At 66.6% G+C, this 19,800-nt stretch carries 16 protein-coding genes and 1 pseudogene; 10 read left to right on the forward strand and 7 right to left on the reverse strand.

Going from position 1 to position 19,800, the window contains the following annotated elements; all coding sequences use genetic code 11:
* Positions 1-1,019: 1,019 nt before the first annotated feature.
* The 7 genes and pseudogenes from fghA to ATI53_RS13375 all read right to left on the reverse strand — a co-directional run bounded on the left by fghA (position 1,020) and on the right by ATI53_RS13375 (position 9,147).
* Complete coding sequence (gene fghA / locus ATI53_RS13345) at positions 1,020-1,844, reverse strand: S-formylglutathione hydrolase (RefSeq protein ID WP_009506463.1); 825 nt, start codon at positions 1,842-1,844, stop codon at positions 1,020-1,022.
* Positions 1,844-2,971 carry an S-(hydroxymethyl)glutathione dehydrogenase/class III alcohol dehydrogenase gene (locus ATI53_RS13350; protein ID WP_111550614.1) on the reverse strand — a complete coding sequence of 376 codons (1,128 nt, stop codon included), beginning with the start codon at positions 2,969-2,971 and terminating at the stop codon, positions 1,844-1,846. Before ATI53_RS13350 ends, fghA begins: the two co-directional genes overlap by 1 nt.
* A 1,041-nt stretch (positions 2,972-4,012) precedes the next feature.
* On the reverse strand, positions 4,013-5,803 hold the full coding sequence (gene ggt, locus ATI53_RS13360) for a gamma-glutamyltransferase (protein WP_111550623.1): 1,791 nt from the start codon (positions 5,801-5,803) through the stop codon (positions 4,013-4,015).
* 1,192 nt (positions 5,804-6,995) lie between these two features.
* A complete protein-coding gene (locus ATI53_RS24405; protein ID WP_150281998.1) occupies positions 6,996-7,421 on the reverse strand; it encodes an efflux RND transporter permease subunit in 426 nt (141 codons plus the stop codon).
* Positions 7,422-7,491: 70 nt separating this feature from the next.
* Positions 7,492-7,881: pseudogene (locus ATI53_RS24410) on the reverse strand (efflux RND transporter permease subunit); the annotation flags it as partial.
* Positions 7,878-8,249 (reverse strand): hypothetical protein, encoded by a 372-nt coding sequence (locus ATI53_RS22985; RefSeq protein WP_146609921.1) that lies wholly within the window; start codon positions 8,247-8,249, stop codon positions 7,878-7,880. The gene ATI53_RS22985 and the pseudogene ATI53_RS24410, both read right to left, overlap by 4 nt.
* A 25-nt stretch (positions 8,250-8,274) precedes the next feature.
* On the reverse strand, positions 8,275-9,147 hold the full coding sequence (locus ATI53_RS13375) for an efflux RND transporter periplasmic adaptor subunit (RefSeq protein WP_111550617.1): 873 nt from the start codon (positions 9,145-9,147) through the stop codon (positions 8,275-8,277).
* A 423-nt stretch (positions 9,148-9,570) separates the two neighbouring features.
* Here ATI53_RS13375 and ATI53_RS13380 point away from each other — a divergent pair, with 423 nt between their 5' ends.
* The 10 genes from ATI53_RS13380 to ATI53_RS13420 form a co-directional block, all read left to right on the forward strand.
* A complete protein-coding gene (locus ATI53_RS13380) occupies positions 9,571-10,125 on the forward strand; it encodes a heme oxygenase-like domain-containing protein (RefSeq protein ID WP_146609922.1) in 555 nt (184 codons plus the stop codon).
* 13 nt (positions 10,126-10,138) lie between these two features.
* Entirely contained in the window at positions 10,139-12,730 is a 2,592-nt protein-coding gene (locus tag ATI53_RS13385; protein ID WP_009506451.1) for an HWE histidine kinase domain-containing protein, read from the forward strand.
* A gap of 59 nt (positions 12,731-12,789) precedes the next feature.
* Complete coding sequence (locus ATI53_RS13390; RefSeq protein ID WP_146609923.1) at positions 12,790-13,011, forward strand: hypothetical protein; 222 nt, start codon at positions 12,790-12,792, stop codon at positions 13,009-13,011.
* A gap of 129 nt (positions 13,012-13,140) precedes the next feature.
* Positions 13,141-14,106: a cytochrome c oxidase subunit II gene (coxB, locus tag ATI53_RS13395; protein ID WP_111550618.1), complete on the forward strand. Its 966-nt coding sequence runs from the start codon at positions 13,141-13,143 to the stop codon at positions 14,104-14,106.
* On the forward strand, positions 14,103-16,658 hold the full coding sequence (locus ATI53_RS13400; protein WP_111550619.1) for a cbb3-type cytochrome c oxidase subunit I: 2,556 nt from the start codon (positions 14,103-14,105) through the stop codon (positions 16,656-16,658). The genes coxB and ATI53_RS13400 overlap by 4 nt, the downstream gene beginning before the upstream one ends.
* Positions 16,655-17,071, forward strand: coding sequence for a hypothetical protein (locus ATI53_RS13405; protein ID WP_111550620.1), 417 nt, complete (start codon positions 16,655-16,657; stop codon positions 17,069-17,071). Before ATI53_RS13400 ends, ATI53_RS13405 begins: the two co-directional genes overlap by 4 nt.
* The gene (locus tag ATI53_RS13410) at positions 17,071-17,763 is read left to right on the forward strand and encodes a cytochrome c oxidase assembly protein (RefSeq protein WP_240778583.1); all 693 of its coding nucleotides are present in this window, start codon (positions 17,071-17,073) and stop codon (positions 17,761-17,763) included. Before ATI53_RS13405 ends, ATI53_RS13410 begins: the two co-directional genes overlap by 1 nt.
* Positions 17,760-18,854, forward strand: coding sequence for a c-type cytochrome (locus ATI53_RS13415; RefSeq protein WP_170134578.1), 1,095 nt, complete (start codon positions 17,760-17,762; stop codon positions 18,852-18,854). Before ATI53_RS13410 ends, ATI53_RS13415 begins: the two co-directional genes overlap by 4 nt.
* Before the next feature lie 268 nt (positions 18,855-19,122).
* Positions 19,123-19,275 carry a hypothetical protein gene (locus ATI53_RS23310; protein ID WP_170134579.1) on the forward strand — a complete coding sequence of 51 codons (153 nt, stop codon included), beginning with the start codon at positions 19,123-19,125 and terminating at the stop codon, positions 19,273-19,275.
* Between the two features lie 250 nt (positions 19,276-19,525).
* Positions 19,526-19,800, forward strand: a 275-nt coding sequence (locus tag ATI53_RS13420) for a transposase (RefSeq protein WP_170134580.1), incomplete at its 3' end; no start/stop codon positions are given.

Genomic DNA, 19,800 nt, shown 5'->3' on the forward strand with positions numbered 1-19,800 from the left:
GCTACACGCCGACGTCGATTGCCAGGCTTTCGGCTCAGCGCATCGGAATGAACAGAAACGCGGTCTGGCCTATCTCTCGGGGCAGGTTCGAGAGTCGCATCCGAGAACTGGAAACTGGCGGATGGCGACACCACGCCGTAGGCCGCTACAGGGCCAGTGCAACGAACCGGCGACTCCCTTCGCCAAGGCCGCGCTTCGCCAGCAGGTCGCTGTCCTGGAAAAGCAGGTGCCCGAGCTCGCCCGGGGCGATCCAGTCTGCGCCGGGGTCCGGTGCGGTCGTGCGCTGACCTGCCGTTCGACCGTGGATGACCTGCTCGTTTCCTCTCCTCGAAGGGGCGTGGCCCTTGGGTCGGACTGATGCCCGTACGCAACCAGTGCGGTGAACGCGATGTCTCTGGCGGCATCACCAGGACCGGCGACGCCCACCCAAGGAGGGGCGCTGTGCCAGGCAGCTTCGGTCGTAATGAACCGCGGTCATCGACATGGCTGAAAACAGGGGGGCCCAACTTGCGCAACGCCTGGGCCGCAAGCGCGCCATGGTCGCCCTGGCGCGCCGTATCGCAGCAACCCTCTATCGGATCCGGGTCGATGGTAGAGGCGTCGATGATCGCCTCGGCCTGCGCTGCCGCCTTGAGCCAGCGTGGCAATAGCCCCCACCATCGCGATGGCATCGCCGGAGTTTACCGAAAACACCACCGGCGGCGGGCCGTCGTGGCCGCGCAGAACCCCAATCGAAAACGTCCGCGCGGCCTGCCGGTCACCGACGGTTTCGGCGCGGGCCTGCTACAGCCCCAGGATACCGCCGGTTGGCGCAATCCCGCCGCTTTTCGGGAAAATGCCCAAGCTCATCGGGGGCCAGGGGCCGGACTTGGCCCTGGCATCGTCTTCCACCGCGTGGCAGGCCATGCATTTGCGAAGCACCGGTTCTCCCCAGCGGGATCGGTGTTGGCAGACAGGATGGTCAGTCAGACCGTAGCGCGCAGTTTGTCGACCATATACGACGCCGTCTTTTCAGGATCTCATGTCAGCCGGGCGGCGTGCCACGCAACATGATCGCCGGCAAAACTGTTCACGAAGAAATACGAATGATCGTATCCCGCCTGCATCCGAAAGGCGCCGGGCTGGCGTTTGGCGGCCATCGTCTGCGCCAGCGCCTCGGGCTTGAGCAGATCCAGAAACTGGTCCGATGTGCCCTGGTCGATCAGCATGTCGCCTTTCCAGCCGCGTTCTTCCAGCAGCAGCGTGGAATCATGCCCCGCCCAACAGCCTTCGTCATCGCCCAGATAGGCGCTGAACTGCTTGCGGCCCCAATCCGACCGGGTCGGATTGGCGATGGGCGCAAAGGCCGACAGGCTGTCGAACATGTCGGGATTGCGCATCGCGATGGTCAGCGCGCCGTGCCCGCCCATGGAATGGCCGGTGATGCCATGGGCCGTGCCGATCCCGTCCATGCCCTGAACGATGCCGCGCAGTTCCGTGACGATGTAGTCGTACATCCGGAAATGCGGCTTCCACGGGTCACGCCTCGCATTGACGTAGAACCCCGCGCCCTGCCCCAGATCATAGGCATCGTCATCGGCCACACCGTCGCCACGCGGAGACGTGTCGGGAAACACGACAGCGATGCCGTGTTTCGCCGCATGTTCCTGAAAACCGCCCTTGGTCATGGCGTTGTCGTGGGTGCAGGTCAGCCCCGACAGGAACCACAGCACCGGCACCGGTCGCAGATCGGCCTGCGGCGGCAGATAGACAGCAAAGGTCATATCGCAACCGCAGGCTTCAGAGCGGTGCTTGTAAACGCTTTGGACACCACCGAAAGATCGGTTCTTCGCGAGTGTTTCCATCAGAATTCCACCACCGCGCGGATCGACTTGCCCTCGTGCATCAGGTCGAATCCGTGGTTGATTTCGTCCAGCGTCAGCTTGTGGGTGATCATGGAATCGATCTCGATCCTGCCGTCCATGTACCAGTCGACGAACTTCGGCACGTCGGTGCGCCCCTTGGCCCCGCCGAACGCCGTGCCCTTCCACACCCGACCGGTGACCAGCTGGAACGGGCGGGTCGAGATTTCGGCACCCGCCGGCGCCACGCCGATGATGACCGACACGCCCCAGCCGCGATGCGAACATTCCAGCGCGTCCCGCATCACCTGGACGTTGCCGGTGGCGTCAAAGCTGTAATCCACGCCGCCGATCTGATCCGCGCCGCGCTTGGTCAGGTCCACGATCGCCTGAACCGTGCTGTCCACCTTGGACGGGTTCACGAAATGGGTCATGCCGAACTTGCGGCCCAACGCTTCCTTGTCATCGTTCAGATCGACGCCGATGATCATGTCCGCGCCTGCCATGCGCAGGCCCTGGATCACGTTCAGCCCGATTCCACCAAGCCCGAACACCGCCGCCGTTGCGCCGATTTCAACACCGGCGGTGTTGATCACCGCGCCGATGCCGGTGGTCACACCGCAACCGATGTAGCAGATCTTGTCGAACGGCGCGTCATCACGCACCTTGGCCAGCGCGATTTCGGGCATCACCGTGTGATTGGCGAATGTCGAACACCCCATGTAATGATAGATCGGCGTGCCATCCAGCATCTTGAACCGGGTGGTGCCATCGGGCATCAGGCCCTGCCCCTGGGTGTTGCGGATCGCGGTACACAGGTTGGTCTTGCCCGACAGGCACGACGGGCATTCGCGGCATTCCGGCGTATAAAGCGGAATAACGTGATCGCCGGGCTTCAGCGTGGTGACGCCCTCGCCCACCTCGATCACGATGCCTGCGCCCTCATGCCCGAGGATGCAGGGAAACAGACCTTCGGGGTCGGCACCCGAACGGGTGAATTCATCCGTATGGCACAGGCCGGTGGCCTTGATTTCAACCAGAACCTCGCCGGCCTTGGGGCCTTCAAGTTCCACGTCCATGATTTCGAGCGGTTTGCCGGCTTCCAGAGCCACGGCTGCACGGGTTCTCATCCAGGTTCCCTCTTTAACTGAATATTTCCTGACGCACTCCGGCGCTGGGTCCGGAGTATGGGTGGGCGGTCGCATACCGAACAATACAGCCAATGGCGGGTATTTGTCGAAAGAGACTTCGCATCCACCCTGTCTCACAGTCGATCATCGGAGGAAAGTGTATGTATACACATGGGATTCACATTCTGGACGCTTTGGTCACCGTCGGGCGATGCCCGGCCTCGCGGCGGATATCCCGGACCGGACATGGCCCTGCGTGCCGCGCAGGGCGGAAACGCATGTTTTCATCCCGCCGCGACGCGGCCCGGTTGGTTTTCAGGCCGACCGGCCCAGCGGTTATCTCGCTCAGCGGATCGGCCGATTGCGATGGTCGGCGCGCGTGTGTGGTCGGTCGGGGTCCGGTAACCCAAGGCCGAATGCGGGCGCTCGAGCCCGGCGTCCAAGGCCCCGGACCAGCGCTGCACGGGCCTGACCAGCTGAAGCCGCGGCTGTATGCCAAGGCCCCCGTCGCAATGTCGCCTGTCAGGCGCAAGGACAGCACGGTCTCGGCCCCGACATGGGCCTCACGGGGCGGATGGCGGCAATCCCGTCGATCAAACCGGCGCAGCGTCACGGTCTGCATGGCATGGGCAGGGCCTGCCCGCCCGCCCGCGCCCGCCTGGCCAAGGGTGATCTCGGGCGGCATCGTCAGCGGCCCCTTCACCCGGTTGCGGATATGAAACGCAAACCCCGCGTTTTCGCCATGAAGCGGATCACGCTTTAACAAATTGCGACGATCATGGGATGCCCGCCGCTGCCTGGAAAACCGCCGAGGCTGTGACGCTTGCCATCCTGTTGGAATTGCAAGCTTGCCATCGCGTCGGCAAAGGACATCGCCACCGCGCCGCCGCCTCGGGGTTGGCCGCGTTGGTCGCATCGCGCGAATGCCGCGCCCATGGGGGCCGTCGGGTCAGGCCTGCGTCGGTGCCGGGGGGCTGCGCGAGGGTTTCCCGGCGCTGAACATCCCCCGGGGAATGCACGGGGCCGCGCGCTCTTCCGCCGTCAGTCGCCCAGCGCAATGCCTTCCCGCCGGGGATCTGCCCCGCCAAGCAGCCCCTCCCCCAGCACAATCGCATGCAGCCCCGAATTCAGAGCGCGCACCGAGGTTTGAAAACCCATTTTCCGCAGGGCCCCGTCCAGCGCCACCGCTTGCGTGTCTTGCTCCAGATCGAAGGTACCGAAACGGTTGACCAGATGCGGCATCGCCACCGCCTGCTGCGCGTCCATCCCCCAATCCAGATGCGCGATCACCGCCTGCGCCACATAACCGATGATCCGGCTGCCGCCGGGCGACCCGACAACCATCACCGGCGCCCCGTCCCGCATCACGATGGTCGGCGCCATCGAAGACCGCGGCCGCTTGCCCGGCTCGACCCGGTTGGCGATGGGCACGCCATCCGCGTGGCTGCGAAACGAGAAATCCGTCAGCTCGTTGTTCAACAGAAAGCCATGGGTCATCAGCCGCGACCCGAACCCGTTCTCGATCGTGGTGGTCATCGACAGCGCGTTGCCCGCCGCATCGACGATCGAGATATGCGAGGTCGACGGAAACTCGATGCTGTCGTCATCCGCCCACAGCTGCGCGTGGTCCCAGGCGGGGTCGCCCGGCGCGACCTCTGGCAGCGCGTCATCGCCTGCCAGCAATTCGGCACGCGCGGCCAGGTAGTCGGGCGCGACCAGCCCTTCGGTCGGCATTGGCACGAAATCGCTGTCGGCCATGTACCGTCCCCGGTCCGCAAAGGCGAGCCGAGACGCGTCGCCGATCAGCCGCCAGGCCTCGGGGCTGTCCGGCCCCAGCGCGGCGAGATCGTAGCTGTCCAGCATCCCCAGGATCTGCCCGACGCTCAGTGCGCCCGACGACGGCGGGCCCATGCCGCAAACCTCATGGGCGCGATAGGGCGCGCAGACGGCGGGGCGTTCGATCACCTTGTACAGCGCCAGATCCGCCTGCGACAGCACGCCGGGGGCGTCGCCCGCCCCGCGCACGGTGGCCACGATGTCCGCCGCAATGTCTCCGGTGTAAAACGCCTGCGCGCCGCCCTGGGCGATGGTCCGAAGCGTCCGGGCGTAGGCGGCATTGGCCAGCGTGTCGCCCGCCGCCAGCGGCACGCCGCCGGGATGGAAATAGGCGGCGGTGTCGTCGAATCGCTGCAGGCGCGCGCTGTCGTCCGCGACCAGCGCCGCCAGCCGGGGCGACACCTTGAAACCGTCCGTCGCCAGGCGGATGGCCGGGTCGAACAGCCCGGCCCAATCCGCCTTGCCCCAGCGGTCATGCGCGGCCTGCATCAGCGCAGGCGTGCCTGGCGTGCCGACCGACCGGCCCCCGACCACCGCGTCAAAAAAGGCCAGCGGTTCGCCCGCCTCGTCCTGGAACAGCCGCGGGGTGGCATCCAGCGGCGCGGTTTCGCGCCCGTCCAGCGTGGTCAGCCCACCCGAGGCCGCGTCGTACCAGACCAGGAACGCGCCGCCCCCCAGTCCGCTGCTTTGCGGTTCGACCAGCCCCAGCACCGCCTGCGCGGCGATCATCGCATCCGCCGCCGATCCCCCCGCGCGCAACACCTTCGCCCCGGCCTCGGCGGCCAGCGGATTTGCCACCGCGATCATCCAGTCTTGCGCCCGCACCGGCGTGCCGTCGGCCTTGGCGCCCAGGGCTGCCCGCGCCGCCTTGGGCAATCCACCGAAGACCGCCGTTTCGGGCACCGCTTTCAGCCCCCGTTCCGGCGCCACCGCATCGGTGGCCTGCTGGGCAAATGCGGGGCTTGCCGCAAGCAGCATCAGGGCGAATAGGCGCATGATCGGTCTCCTGTCGTTACAACCGGCAGGCGACCATGCCCCGGCGCGCGGGTCAACCCCGCGGCGTTGCGTGGCGCGGATGATCGCCCTCCCCCCTGCTTGACACGGAACACCGCCAGATAAAGCGCGGGCACGACCGCCAGCGTGATGGCCGTCCCCGCGATGATCCCGCCCATCATGGGAAAGGCCATCGGATCCCAGAAGATCTGCCGCGAAATCGGGATCAGCGCCAGCGATGCCGCCGCCGCCGTCAGCAGGACAGGCCGGGCGCGCGCCGGAGGCTTCGAACACCGCGTCGCGGGCAGGCCGCCCGTCGGCGCGCAGAGGCTGGATCTCGTCGAGCAGAATGATGGCGTTGCGGATCAGAATGCCGATCAGCGCCAGCACCCCCAGGATCGCGACGAACCCCGGCAAAGCCCCGACGGCAACAGCGCCACCACCCCGATCAGCCACATCGACGCCAGGCACAGCATCGCCGCCACGATGAGCGCCTGGCTGTCGCCCGAGGTTTCCACCGTGCCGCCGGCCTCGGCCGGAGAGCCCGCCGGCAAGGTCGCGGCTAAATCGTCGATTTGCGGCGACAGATCGGCCACGATGGTCGCGCGCGCGCCCCTCGATGGCAGCGGTGACCGTGGGCCGCCGGTCGCGCTGATGCACCACCGGCTGCTCCACATCCCAGTCGAACCGGACCACCGCCCGCAGCAGGGTTGCCCGCCCGTCGCCAGCGGACAGCTGAAGGCGGGGCAGGCATTCGGCCGTGCACGCGACGCCGCGTCGCCGCGCGCCACGATGTCCACCAGAAACCGCCCGTCATACTGCCCGTCGCGCAATTCGGTGATGGCGGCGCCTTCGTAGATCGTCGCCAACGCCGAGCCGATGTCGGATTGTGAAATTCCCGGTCGCCGTGCCTGATCCCCCGGGATCTCGACCCGCACCGCGCGGATCGGTTCGTTGCAGTCCATCACGATGCTGTCCAGCCGGTCGTCGCCCGCCATCACCGCCGCAAGCCTGCGCGCGGGATCGCGCAGCGCGTCGATGCCCGTTCCGTTGATGCGGAATCGTACCGGCCGCCCCACCGGCGGGCCGATGTCCAACAGTTTGACAAAGATGTCGGCCCCCGGAAAGCCGCGCCGCGGCAAGGCTTTCCTGTCGACACGCAATCCGTTGCGCGCCTCGACCGAGGGCGTCTGGATCACGATCTGCCCCATGTTTTCCGCCCGGGTTGGCACGTCATAGCTAAGCAGGAACCCGGGCGCCCCACATAGGTTGACCACAGCACCACACGCTCGTCGCCGCCCAGCGCCTGCGCGAACCGCGGCATCTGCTCGGACGTTTCGGCGATGGACGCGTTCTGCGGCAGGAAGGTCACTCTCAAAAGCCGCGCGAACAACACCGCCACCACCCAGCTGAACAGCAGCGATACTGCGACCACCACGAACCGCGAAAAGGTGAATTTCCCCGCCGCGCTGTCGTTCCGCCCGATGGGAACGAACCCCGCCACGGTCACCGACGTGCCCGTCAGCATCGGGAATGCGATGGAGGTCCAGGCATAGCTCGCCGCGCGCGCCAGCGACTCGCCCTTTTCCAGGTGCGAGATCATCGTCGCGGTGACGATCATCGCATCGTCCACCAACAGCCCCAGAGCAATAATCAGCGCCCCGGGCGAAGGTCGGCTGCAAGGTGAACCCCAGCTCGCTCGTCATCACGAAGTTGATCGCCAGCATCAGCGGAATCGCGACCGCGACAACCAGCCCCGCCCGCAACCCCAGCGACATAAACGACACCGCCAGCACGATCACCACCGCCTCGGCCAGTGCCTGCAGGAAATGCCCCACCGCCTCGTCCACCACATGCGGCTGATCGGCCACCTGCGCAATGTCGATGCCGATGGGCAGCCACGCCTGCGCGCGCTCGATCACACCCGCGAGGTCTTTGCCAAGGGTCAGAATGTTTGCGCCCTCGCGTATCCCCACCGACAGGCCGGTCGCTTCGCGCCCGTTGTAGCGAAACAACTCGGAGGGCAGGCTTCGTTCCACAGCCGGATGTCGGCCAGATCCGCCAGACGAAGGAACCGTCATCCACCCGCAACGAGATGCCGCGCAGGCTTTGCCTGCCCTCGAAGGCGCCGGACACGCGCACCTGCACCTGCTCTGGCCCCGCCTTGTCGCCCTCGTCGATGACCGTAGCGATGCCCATTCGCCGCGTCGCCCCGGTCCCCCGGCGACACCGGCCGTTCCGCCACCGTGCCAATCATCGGAAAGCCCAGATCGACGGCGATCCGCGCCGCGACAGCCCCGACGAAATCAAACTGCGGCAGGCTTTGCCGTCGCGCGATGACCGACACCAGCGGGCGGGGCGGTTTGGACCCGTCAACCGTTTGCTGCGCAGATGGGGGACGGGCGGCCAGTTGGGTCGCGATCACAAGCAGAAGCGCCAGCAGTCTCATTCCCCCGCCTCCCTGGCCATTGTCGTCACATCAACGGCGTTTCGACCGGGAAACAGCAGATGCGCCCCCTGCCCACGATCCGGTCGCCCGGCCTTATTCTATCGCTGACGAACATCCGTTCCGTGGCAAAACTGTCGACCGTGACCTGCACCAGGTCCACGGCGCCGCTGTCGAAGACTCGCCAGACCGCCGGCTGCCCGGCCTGCGCGCTCAGTGCGGTCCAGGGCAGACCGACCAGCGCGTCCGCGAAGCTGATCGTACCGCGCACCGCCTCGGCAGGGTCAAGCCTGTCGGGCGGCGCGTCGATGGCCATCTTCACGGTCATGGTGCCCGTGTCCGGCGACACCAGCGGCGACACTTCGCTGACCGTGCCGCTGGAAGCCGCATCGGGATTGTCGAGCGTGCAGAGCAAGACCGCCACGGGGCCATGCACGTCGGCCAACAGCACTTCGGGCACATCGAAAATCGCCCCGACGCCCGTGGCGAGTGCCCGGTCAAAGACAGGCTGCGCGGCGCCCACGACCTGCCCTTCCTCCGCCAGGCGGTCGATGACCGTGGCGTTCTGCGGCGCACTCGGCGTGGTGTCCCGCAGCGCCTTGTCCGCCTGTTCCATCCGGGCCTGCGCGCGCGCAAGAGCCCCTGACGCGGCCTGAAAACTGTCTTCGGCGGCATCGCGGTCGGTGCGGATGGCCGCCCGCCGTTCGAGCAGCGCGTCGAGACGGGCGAAATCCGCCTGCCCCTGGCTGCGCTCGGCCCGCGCCGTTTGCCGCCCGGTCCGCGCGGCACCCGGCGCCTGTTGCTGCTGAACGGGATCAAGCCGCGCCAGCACATCGCCCGCAACGACCCTGTCGCCTTCGGGACCGCACCTCGATCCGCGCCCCCGCGACCGAGATTTCATCCCGCACGGCAAGCTCTGCGGTCAGGGCATAGCTGACGGTCGGCGGCGCGCCCGGCAGAGGCGGACAGCACAGCGGCGGCAAGGCGCGGCCAGGGCAAGGCGCGGCCCGGCAACCTTCTGTGACGGTTTCCTCGTCAGTCATCGTCCGGCATCCAGCGTGGGGAGTCTTGTTGGGAACGGGGGATGTAGCGCGTCATCCCGGCCCGCCCCGCGACATCATCAGCGCCTTGGCGCACACAGGGCCGGCCATGCTGCAACAACCAGAGCCGCGCCGCCGATCGGTGAAAGGGTCTGACAAACACGTCGGTCGAACGGACCGCCGGAAATATATTCTTCCCCCACGGGAACCCGGATGGCGCGCCGGTCGTTATGTCTTCTTTACCGGCGGAACCTTCGGTTCGGCGACACAAGGACAACACTGGCTTGAGAACTCCGCAAGACAGGGTGGGGCCGGAAGGGTTCCGCCATGCGTTGCGTCTTGCGACGCGCGCGGCCCATGACGACAGCGAAGTGCTGTTTCTGCGTTTTACCGACTCTCCGGGCGATACGATGCGCTGGTTTCTGGCCGCGCAAAGGGCTGCCCTTGCCGCGATTTGTGACAGCACCGAACCGGCGCGGATGGCATCGCGACCGCTTGCCCGGGCGCTACTGACGCGGCTTGACGCGGACCTGTCGGCACTGGGGGGCGATGCGCGGCCCGTGGTGCCCGCCCGCACGCTGCACCCGATGGCCGCCGATTACCTCGTTCTGGGGTCGCGGCTGGGAACCGAGGTTCTGCGCCGCGCGCTGATCGGCAGCGCGCCGCCCGTGCCCGTACCTTCATATTTCCATGCTTGCCACGGTCCTGCGATGTGGCGCGATCATTGCGCCCTGCTGAACGCCGTCGATCCCGCGTCCGACCTCGCCGACGACTTGACCCGCGACGTGATAGCCGGATACGACCTGTTCCATGCTGCGGCCGTTGCGCAACTCGACTGACAAGGATCGATAAATGGCACCCGCCGAAGGCCGTCCGGCCCCCACTCCCCAAGTGGATCTGACCAATTGCGACCGTGAGCCGATCCACCGGCTGGGACGGGTGCAATCTTATGGGGCGCTTGTCGCCGTATCGGCGGACCTGATCGTGCAGCACGCGTCGGAAAACCTGGGCGACATCCTTGGGGTGAGCCAGGAGGCGGCGCTTGGCCGTCCCCTGACCGATCTGATCGTGTCGGACGGGTTCCAGCGCATCCGGCAGGCGCTGCGCGGCCTGCGCGACCCCGACGGGGTGGCGCGGCTGTTCGGCGTGGCAATGCAGGCCAACGGGCGCGCTTTTGACGTGTCGGTGCATGGCTCTGGCAATCGCCTGATCATCGAGTTCGAACCCAAGGCTGAAACCCGCGGGCGCGATGTGCTGCTGGATGTCTATCCGCATATCGCCGCCCTGCGCCACGCGGGCAGCCTTGCGGATCTGGCCCGTGACGCCGCGCGCGCGCTGCGCGAGATGTCGGGCTTTGGCAGCGTGATGGTCTATCAGTTCCAGCCCGACGCGTCGGGCAAGGTCATCGCCGAAAGCCGCGCCGACGGGCAGCGCAAACATCTGGGGCAGATGTTTCCCGCGTCGGACATTCCCACACAGGCGCGGGCGCTGTACATGCGCGCGCTGCTGCGGCTGATCGCGGACGTGGACGATACGGGCAGCCCGATCTCGCCCCCTGGCGCGATCGACGGCGCGCCCATCGACCTGTCGCTGGCGGCCACCAGGTCGGTATCGCCCATCCACCTGGAATATCTGAGAAACATGGGCGTGCGCGCGTCGATGTCGGTGTCGATCATGAAGGACGGCGCCCTATGGGGGCTGTTCGCCTGTCACCACGAAACCCCGCGCTATATCGACTATGAACGCCGCACCGCGATCGAAATGTTTGCCCATATGTTCAGCTACGAGCTGACCCGCCACGAGACGGCGCAGCGCAAGGTCACCCACGAGGCCACCTCGCGGCTTCAGACCCAGCTGATGGCGCAGATGGCCGACGGGCTTCCCCTGGCGCAAAGCCTGCTGTCGATGTCCGAGGACCTGGCGACCGTCATCCCGCATGACGGGCTGGTGCTGTACGAAAACGGGACATTCAGCGCCACCGGCTCGGCCCCGACCGAAGAGGAATTTGGCCGCATCTCGCAGTTTCTGGACAGATCCATCGGGGCGGATGTGTTCCAGACCCATTGTCTGGGCAGGCTGCATGCGCCCGCGCGCGAATACGAGGCGCGCGTGGCCGGTATTCTTGCGGTCCCCGTATCGAAACGCCCGCGCGACTATCTTGTTCTGACACGGCGCCAGGTCGAGGCCAGCGTGACCTGGGCGGGCAACCCCGACAAGCCGGTCGAGCTTGGGCCCAACGGCATCCGGCTGACCCCGCGCAAGAGCTTCGAGGCGTGGCGAGAAACGGTCGTCGGGCAGTGCAAGCCATGGTCCGCGCCCGAAATCCACGCCGCGGAATTGCTGCGTACCGCGCTGCTTGAGGTGTTCCTCAAGGTCACGGATGCGGCCAATATGGAACGCAAGCGGGCACAGGAACAACAGCAGCTGCTGATTTCCGAGTTGAACCACCGGGTGCGCAACATCCTGAACCTGATGCGCGGCTTGCTGGCGCAGTCCAAATCCCATGCCACCACGCTGGAAGAGTTCACCGCCAATCTGGACGGGCGCATTCAGGCGCTGGCGCGCGCGCATGACCAGCTGACCTCCGAGCAATGGGAACCGGCGTCGTTCAAGGATCTGCTGCGCTGCGAATTCGCCGCCTATGCGGCAGGCAAGGCCGAACGGGTTCGCATCATCGGCCCCGATGCCATGGTGTCGCCCAAGGCCTACACCACGCTGGCGCTGGTGCTGCACGAGATGGCGACCAATTCGGTGAAATACGGGGCGCTGCGCGACGAAAACGGCAAGGTCGTCGTGCAGACCTCGGTCGACCGCTCGGGCGGTTTCCTGTTCGACTGGGTCGAACGCGGCGGCCCTCCGGTCAGCGCGCCCAAGCGGCGCGGTTTCGGCAGCACGATCATCGAAGAGGCAATTCCGCACGAGCTGCGCGGCGACGCCGACATCAGCTACAAGCTGACCGGCGTCGAAGCGCGGTTCCGCCTGCCCCCGGCCGCGATCACCGGCACGTTCGATGACATTCCGCCCGAACTGGCGCCCGCCCCGGCGACGCCCCCGGACAGGGGCGATTTCCGCCTTCAGGGCACCGGGCTGGTGCTGGAAGACACGCTGATCATCGCGATGGACGCCGCCAGCATTCTGGAAGACCTGGGCGCAAGCAAGGTCGAGATGCAGTCGTCGGTGTCGGCCGCTTTGGACTGGGTCGGCACCAACCATCCGGATTTTGCCGTGCTGGACGTCAACCTCGGGGACGAACAGTCGCTGCCGGTGGCCGAGGCGCTGGCGGTCAGGGGCGTGCCCTTCGTTCTGGCCACAGGTTATGGCGAGGCGGAAGAGCTGGCCCGGATCTATCCGCCCTGCGTGATCGTGCAAAAGCCGTTTTCCGCGGCATCGCTGGAACAGGCGCTGAGGCAGGCGACAGCTGACCTGGGGCGAGGGCGAAACTGATTTCACTGGCGGGCCGGATGCTGTACCAAGGGCACCGACACCCCTTGGAGACCGTCGCCGTGGACAACAACGAGCCCCCCGATGACCGGATCCGCGGTGCGCTGCATGCGCTAAGCAACATGGCCAGCGTCAGCGCATCCAGCGCCCGGCTTCTGGCGCGCAAATCCGACGATCCGCTGGTGTTGCAGATCACGGAGGGGCTGGAGGCATCGGCCGAGCGGGCGAAAAAGGCGCTGCTCGATCTCGAAGAGCTTCTTGCGCTGCCCGACCGGTCCGACTGACCAGGCCGATTGGCCAGACCGATTGGCCAGACCGATTGGCTGGGGCGCCCCGGTTTTTTCACTTTTTCGGGAACTCTTGCGCGGGCGACCGGTTTGCCTTGAACGGGTCTTCGGGACAGGGCTGAAGCATTGCGCAACCTCACTTTACTGACTGTTCCGCTGCTTGCTGGATGCGCGGGGCGGCACAACTGGCTGTCGTCGGCGGGCGCCGAGGCGGACAGGGTCGAGGGGCTGTTCTGGGTGCTGCTGATCGGCGCGGCCGTTATCTGGTCTGCCGTCATCGGGGCGGCGGTCTATGCCCAACGCCGACAGGTCGACCCCGGACTGGAACATCAGGCGCGCTGGTTCATCGTCTGGGGCGGAGCGGTGATCCCAACGGTTCTGGTCTGTGCTCTGCTGATCTGGGGACTGGTGATCCTGCGCGACATCACCCCCGACAAGGGCGATCTGACCGTGCGGGTGGATGGCGAACGCTGGTGGTGGCGGGTGACCTATGACGGCCCCGATGGCGATGTGGTCACCGCCAACGAAATCCGGCTGCCGCTGGACCAGACGGCGCTGTTCCGCCTGACGTCGGATGACGTGATCCACAGCTTCTGGGTGCCCGCGATCGGAGGCAAGATGGACATGATTCCGGGCCGCGAAACCACCCTGGCGCTGACCCCGAATAAGACCGGAAACTGGGGCGGGCTGTGCGCGGAATACTGCGGCGGCGCGCATGCGCTGATGCGCTTTGACACGGTGGTGATGGAGCCCGATGCCTTTGACGCCTGGCTCGCCGCGGAAGCCGCCCCCGCGCGGGTGGCACCCGACGACCCCGGTTTTGCGGTGTTCCGCGACGAGGGCTGCGGCGCCTGCCACACCATTCGCGGCACCGACGCCCGAGGTCCGGTCGGCCCCGATCTGACCCATGTGGGCGCGCGCGCCCGGCTTGGCGCCGGCATTTATGCCATGACCGCCGACAACATGGCCCGCTGGATCACCGACACCCATGCCATGAAGCCCGACGCCGACATGCCCCCCTACCCCGACCTGAGCGGCGCCCGGCTGGAGGCGCTGGTGACTTTTCTTCTTAGCCTGGATCACGCCGAATGACGCAAGAGATCGACCTGTCCAAACTGCCCCCGCCCGCGCCCTATGACGAAGCGCGCGACAAGGCGCAGCGGTCGCGGCTGGCCAAGGCTTGGCAAGGGCCGCCGGGATGGAAGATCGTCAGCGCGGTCAACAATTCCTTCATCGGCAAGTGGTATCTGCTGACGTCGTTTGCGTTCTTCGTGTTCGCGGGCATTCTGGCGCTGATGATCCGGGTGCAACTGGCGGCGCCGAACAACGATCTGTTCGGCCAGCAGCTGTACAACCAGCTTTTCACGCTGCACGGCACGGCGATGATGTTCCTGTTCGCTGTGCCGATCTTCGAGGCCGTGGCGATTCTGGTGCTCCCGGAAATCCTGGGCGCACGCGATCTGCCCTTTCCCCGGTTAAGCGCCTTTGGCTACTGGTGTTTCCTGATCGGGGGCGTGTTCGTCTGCGGGTCGATCCTGTTCGGGGTGGCGCCCGATGGCGGCTGGTTCATGTACACGCCGCTGTCGTCGAACGAGGAATACAGCGGCCTTGGCGCCGACATCTGGCTGCTGGGGCTGTCGTTCATCGAGGTATCCAGCATCGCCGCCGCGGTCGAGCTGATCGTCGGCGTGCTGAAATGCCGCCCGCCGGGGATGCGGCTGAACCTGATGCCGCTGTATTGCTGGTATGTACTGGTCGTCGCGGGGATGATCCTCTTCGCCTTTCCGCCGCTGATCGCGGGGGATCTGTTGCTGGAAATGGAGCGCGCCTTCGGCTGGGCGTTCTTTGACGTCGACCGGGGCGGGGACCCCCTGCTGTGGCAGCACCTGTTCTGGATCTTCGGCCACCCCGAGGTCTATATCATTTTTCTGCCGTCGATCGCGCTGATCGCGACCATGCTTCCAACCTTCGCGGGCCGGCCCATGGTGGGGCATTCCTGGATTGTGCTGTCGGCCATCGGCGTGGCATTCCTGAGCTTCGGTCTGTGGGTGCATCACATGTTCACCACGGGGCTGCCGGAAATCTCGCTAGGTTTCTTTTCGGCGGCGTCCGAGGCAGTGGCGGTGCCCACGGGCATCCAGATCTTTTGTTTCATCGCGACCATGCTGGTCAGCAAGGTGCGCCCCAGCGTGCCGATGCTGTTCGCCGGCGGCGCGCTGGCGATCTTTGTTTTTGGCGGGCTGACCGGGGTAATGGTGGCGCTGGTGCCCTTCGACTGGCAGGCGCATGACAGCTATTTCGTCGTGGCCCACCTGCACTACACGTTGATCGGGGGGATGTTGTTCCCGCTGATGGCGGGGGTCTGCTACTGGTATCCGTTCGTGACGCAAAAGGCGATGAACGCACGGGCGTCCCGCTGGGCGTTCTGGCTGATGTTCGGCGGGTTCAACCTGGCGTTCCTGCCGATGCACTGGACCGGCATCATGGGGATGCCGCGCCGGGTCTGGACCTACGACCTGACCGACGGCTGGGCGGTGCTGAACATGGTCTCGACCGTGGGCGCGTTCGTCTTTGCCACCGGATTCGCGGTGCTGGCGATCAACGTGCTGTGGCCGCGCGGCAAGGCCCCGTTCGTCGCGCGCAACCTGTGGAACGCCGGGACAATGGAATGGGCGGCAGAGGTGCCGGGCAAGCCGTGGGGTGTGCGGTCGATCCCCTATATCCACACCCGCTATCCGCTGTGGGAACAGCCGGGCCTGGTGGACGGAATAGATCGCGGCGAATGGTTCCTGCCGGACGCCGCCGAGGGCAAGCGCGAGCTGATCGTGACCGACATTCTGGATGCGCGGCCGCTGCATGTGCAACGGGTCGGAGGCCCGACCTTTCTGACGCTCGGCTCGGCGTTCTGCCTTGGCGCGGTGTTCATTCTTGCAACCTATCATCTGTGGGCGCTGGCGCTGGCCTTTGGCGCGGGCTTTGTCGGCTTCACGCTGTGGTGGCTGTGGACCGGCACGTCCGAGATACCCGAGCGCCCGCACAAGGACGCCGGGCGCGGTCTGACCCTGCCGACCTATGCCCAGGGCAACCGCTCTCCCGGCTGGTGGGCGGTGTTCATCACCATGACCGGCGACATGACCGCGTTCATGGGGCTGGTGTTCAGCTATTTCTTCTACTGGACGGCGCTGCCCGATTTCCCGCCTGCGGCGTCGCAACTGCCCGCCTTCGGGGGGCTGCTGGCGGGGTTGGCGGCGCTGATCGCGGCCTGGCTGATGACGGTGGCGGCGCGCAGCCTGCTGGGCCAGGGCGCGCGCCGGGCCGCGATGGCGCTGCTGGTCGGGTCGGTGCCGGTGGCGGCCGCGGGTCTGGGCGGCTGGGCCTGGGCGGCCTGGGCGGTGGGGCTGGACCCCACATCGCATAGTTTCGACGCGATGGTGTGGATGCTGATCCTGTGGATGGGGCTGCATCTGATCCCGAACGCGATCATGCAGATCTATGTCGCGGCGCGGATTTGGGCGGACATCTGCAACCCGGAATACCGCGCGGATCTGATGAACCTGACGCTGTTCGGCCATTTCCTTGCGCTGACGGCCATCGTGATCTTTGCACTGCTGGCGGTGTTCCCGTTGATGATGGGGGCGGCATGAGGTACGAATCCGACAAACAGCCAAGCCGGTTCGGACCTCCGGGGTATGCGCCCCGCGTGATCGACCAGGGCTCGGTCTGGATCATGGTGGCGGCACCGACGCTCTGGGCGCTGCATTTCGTCGCAAGCTATGTGGTGGCGGCCGTCTGGTGCGCCAGGATCGGGCCGTCGCTGACCGAACCGCGCTGGATCATCGCCGGGATGGCGGTGGTCTGTGTCGCGCTGATCGTCTGGCTAGCGACGCAGGCGGTGCGGCGCTACGGCGGAGTGTTCGTGATCTTCGAAGAGATCACCGAAAGTTCCGAACGGGGCCGCGACAAGTTCATCGGTCATGTGTCGCTGCTGCTGTGCATTCTGTCGGGGGTGGCGATCGCGTTCACGGTGATCCCCGGTTTCGTGTTCGGGTCGTGCTGATGGCGCGCAAGAACACGGCGCTGATGGCGCGCAAGAACACGGTGCTGCGGGCACGCAAAAACACGGCGCTGATGGCGCACGAGAAAGCCGGGCTGATGACTGGCGCGGGAAATCCCGTGTCGATGCGGCGCGGCATCGCGGTCGCGCTGCTGGCCCTGCTGTGGGTCGGGCCCCTGCCGGATCTGGCGACCGGGTCGATGGTGCTGCACATGGTGCTGCATCTTGGCGTCACGGCGCTGGTGCCCGCGCTGTGGGCGCCGCGTCTGCCGATGCCTGCGGGGGCCATGGCTCTGGCGCTTGGCGCGATTGCCGAGATGGTTGCGGTCTGGGGCTGGCACCTGCCGGGGCCGCATATGTGGGCGCGGCTCGACGGGGTCGGGTTCGCGCTGGAGCAGGCTTCTTTTCTTGGGGCGGGGATGGTTCTGTGGGCCGCCGCGCGCAGCGCCGGAGCCTTCGGTGGCGCGCTGGTGCTTCTGGCCACGACCATGCACATGACGTTGCTGGGCGCGCTGATCGGCCTCAGCCCACGGGATCTTTACGGCGGGATCTGCGCGGGGCACCTGGGGCTGAGCGCGCTTCAGGAACAGCAGGTCGCGGGCGCCCTGATGGCGGGCGCGGGCGGCGCGATCTACCTTCTGGCCGCGCTGGCGCGACTGGCGCGCGCGTTGCGTTTGACGGAGGTACGGGCATGAGGCGCTGGATATATGTGGCGGTGGCCGCCGCGGTGATCGGCGGCAGCGCGTTCTACTGGCTGGGCGCCTACAACATCGCCGCCAGCAAGCATCATTTGCCCGGCGTCGGGCCGGTGCTGCACCAGTACATGCGCAATGTCGTGACCACGCGCGGCTGGGGCGTGTCTATGCCCGATCACGTCGATCTGGACGATCCGGGCCTGATCCGCCTTGGCGCAGGGCACTTCGCCACCGGCTGCCTGACCTGCCATGGCGGCCCCGGCATCCCGCGCAACCCCGTGGTGCTAGGCATGCAGCCCGAACCGCCCATGCTGACGGGCGATTACCGGGCCTCCGAATACTGGTGGATCGCCCGCCACGGGTTCAAATACACCGGCATGCCCGCCTGGCCTGGCGAAGGGCGCGACGATGAACCCTGGGCGCTGGCCGCGTTCCTGTCACACTACGACCAGTTCGACCGCGCCGCGTTCGAAGAGGCGGCGTTTGGCCGCACCGCAGGATACGAGTCCGCCGCCGTGCGGTTCGCAGGTCAGCCCGGTGCGATCCCGTCCGGCCTGGGCTGCGCGCGCTGCCATGGCGAAGACGGGCTGGGCCGCGACGGCACCGCACCCAAGCTGGCGGGCCAGTCCGAGGCATGGCTGACGCGGGCGCTGACCGCCTACGCCGACGGCCACCGCGAAAGCGGCTTCATGGAACCGCTCGCCGCCCCGCTGGGCAACGAGACCATCGCCGGGGTCGCCGCGCACTACGCGGAAATGGGAGGCGACTGGCAGGGCCGCGCGCTGCCGATGGGAGATGCGGCGCGCGGTCGAACGCTGGCGCGGCAGGGCAGCGAGCACGGCGACATCGCCAGCTGCACCGCCTGCCACGGGGCGGACCGGCGCAACGACACGCCGCGGATCGCTGGACAGGATGGCTATTGGATCGTCAACTGGCTGCATATGTACCGCGATGGCCCCATCCCCGATACCCCCCGTGCCCATCTGATGGCGGCTGCGGCGAAAGCGCTTGACGACGAAGATATTCTCGACCTTGCCGCCTGGTATGCGCAGGCGCCGGATCCGCGCGAAATTTCACCGCCTGCCCGTTAAAACGGCAATGACCAGGCCGTGGCAGCCCTGCCGTCGGAAAAGCCACGCTCGACCTGCCCGCAAACAGGCAGAAACCAAGATGGATCCAACCGACGAAATCCTGTCTTCTTTCGCTGATGGCGGCCTTCGCACTGGCCCGCCGCGCCGGCGGCGCGGAGGAATTCCGGATCGTTCCCCAAGGCCAGCCGGGCAACCAGCGGCAGATGACCGAAGGGACCCGGCTGGGCGCGGTTAAGGCCAACGCGTTCCCGGCGCCGTTAACCCGCTGGTGTCGGTGCTGGATATTCCCTACCCGATCCCTGCTGATACGACCGAGGTTTCCGCCCTGCGCATGGTGATGTTCGACCCAGCCGCTGCCACCTGTGTCGCCATGTCCGGCGGCGCCGGGCAGGCGCTGCTGGACAGCCACGCGACGCAATAAGCCGATGATCGCGCGGCGCGGCGATCCTGTTCCTGTCGCTGCGCCTGCTGCATGCGGTGTCGGTGATCACGCACAAAATCGGCGGCGTCGTTGCGTCCAGCTTTGCCTGAATCAAGGAGGCGGTGCGGAGAATGAACCTGTTTCTGGCTCCTGGGTCGGCGCACGTCATATGAGCTACCCCCCGAAATTCGGACAGTGACGTAAGCTACGATTTGCAGTCTGCTGATCTTCGACGAGAATGAGATCAGAGATGTCGAAACGCAAACAACATGCGCCTGAATTTAAGGCGAAGGTCGCGCTGGAAGCCCTGAAGGGCGAGGAAACCGCGGCCGAGCTGGCGAGCCGGTTCGGGGTGCATCCGACGATGATCCATCAATGGAAACGTGCGCTCCTTGAGGGCGCCTCCGGCGTGTTTGAACGCGGCGGCCGCAAGAAGCCCGAGATCGATGAGGAGCAGGTGAAGGAACTCCACGCCAAGATCGGGGAGCTGGCCGTGGCCAACTCTTTTTTGGAAAGAAAGCTGAA

The organism is Salipiger aestuarii, assembly GCF_003259905.1.
GTDB classification, from domain to species: Bacteria; Pseudomonadota; Alphaproteobacteria; order Rhodobacterales; family Rhodobacteraceae; genus Salipiger; species Salipiger aestuarii.

Coding starts and splice junctions, on each gene's coding strand:
- fghA (WP_009506463.1), bottom strand. CDS start 1,844: ATGGAAACACTCGCGAAGAACCGATCTTTCGGTGGTGTCCAAAGCGTT.
- ATI53_RS13350 (WP_111550614.1), bottom strand. CDS start 2,971: ATGAGAACCCGTGCAGCCGTGGCTCTGGAAGCCGGCAAACCGCTCGAA.
- ggt (WP_111550623.1), bottom strand. CDS start 5,803: ATGCGCCTATTCGCCCTGATGCTGCTTGCGGCAAGCCCCGCATTTGCC.
- ATI53_RS24405 (WP_150281998.1), bottom strand. CDS start 7,421: ATGATCGTCACCGCGACGATGATCTCGCACCTGGAAAAGGGCGAGTCG.
- ATI53_RS22985 (WP_146609921.1), bottom strand. CDS start 8,249: ATGAGACTGCTGGCGCTTCTGCTTGTGATCGCGACCCAACTGGCCGCC.
- ATI53_RS13375 (WP_111550617.1), bottom strand. CDS start 9,147: ATGAAATCTCGGTCGCGGGGGCGCGGATCGAGGTGCGGTCCCGAAGGC.
- ATI53_RS13385 (WP_009506451.1), top strand. CDS start 10,139: ATGGCACCCGCCGAAGGCCGTCCGGCCCCCACTCCCCAAGTGGATCTG.
- ATI53_RS13400 (WP_111550619.1), top strand. CDS start 14,103: ATGACGCAAGAGATCGACCTGTCCAAACTGCCCCCGCCCGCGCCCTAT.
- ATI53_RS13405 (WP_111550620.1), top strand. CDS start 16,655: ATGAGGTACGAATCCGACAAACAGCCAAGCCGGTTCGGACCTCCGGGG.
- ATI53_RS13410 (WP_240778583.1), top strand. CDS start 17,071: ATGGCGCGCAAGAACACGGCGCTGATGGCGCGCAAGAACACGGTGCTG.
- ATI53_RS13415 (WP_170134578.1), top strand. CDS start 17,760: ATGAGGCGCTGGATATATGTGGCGGTGGCCGCCGCGGTGATCGGCGGC.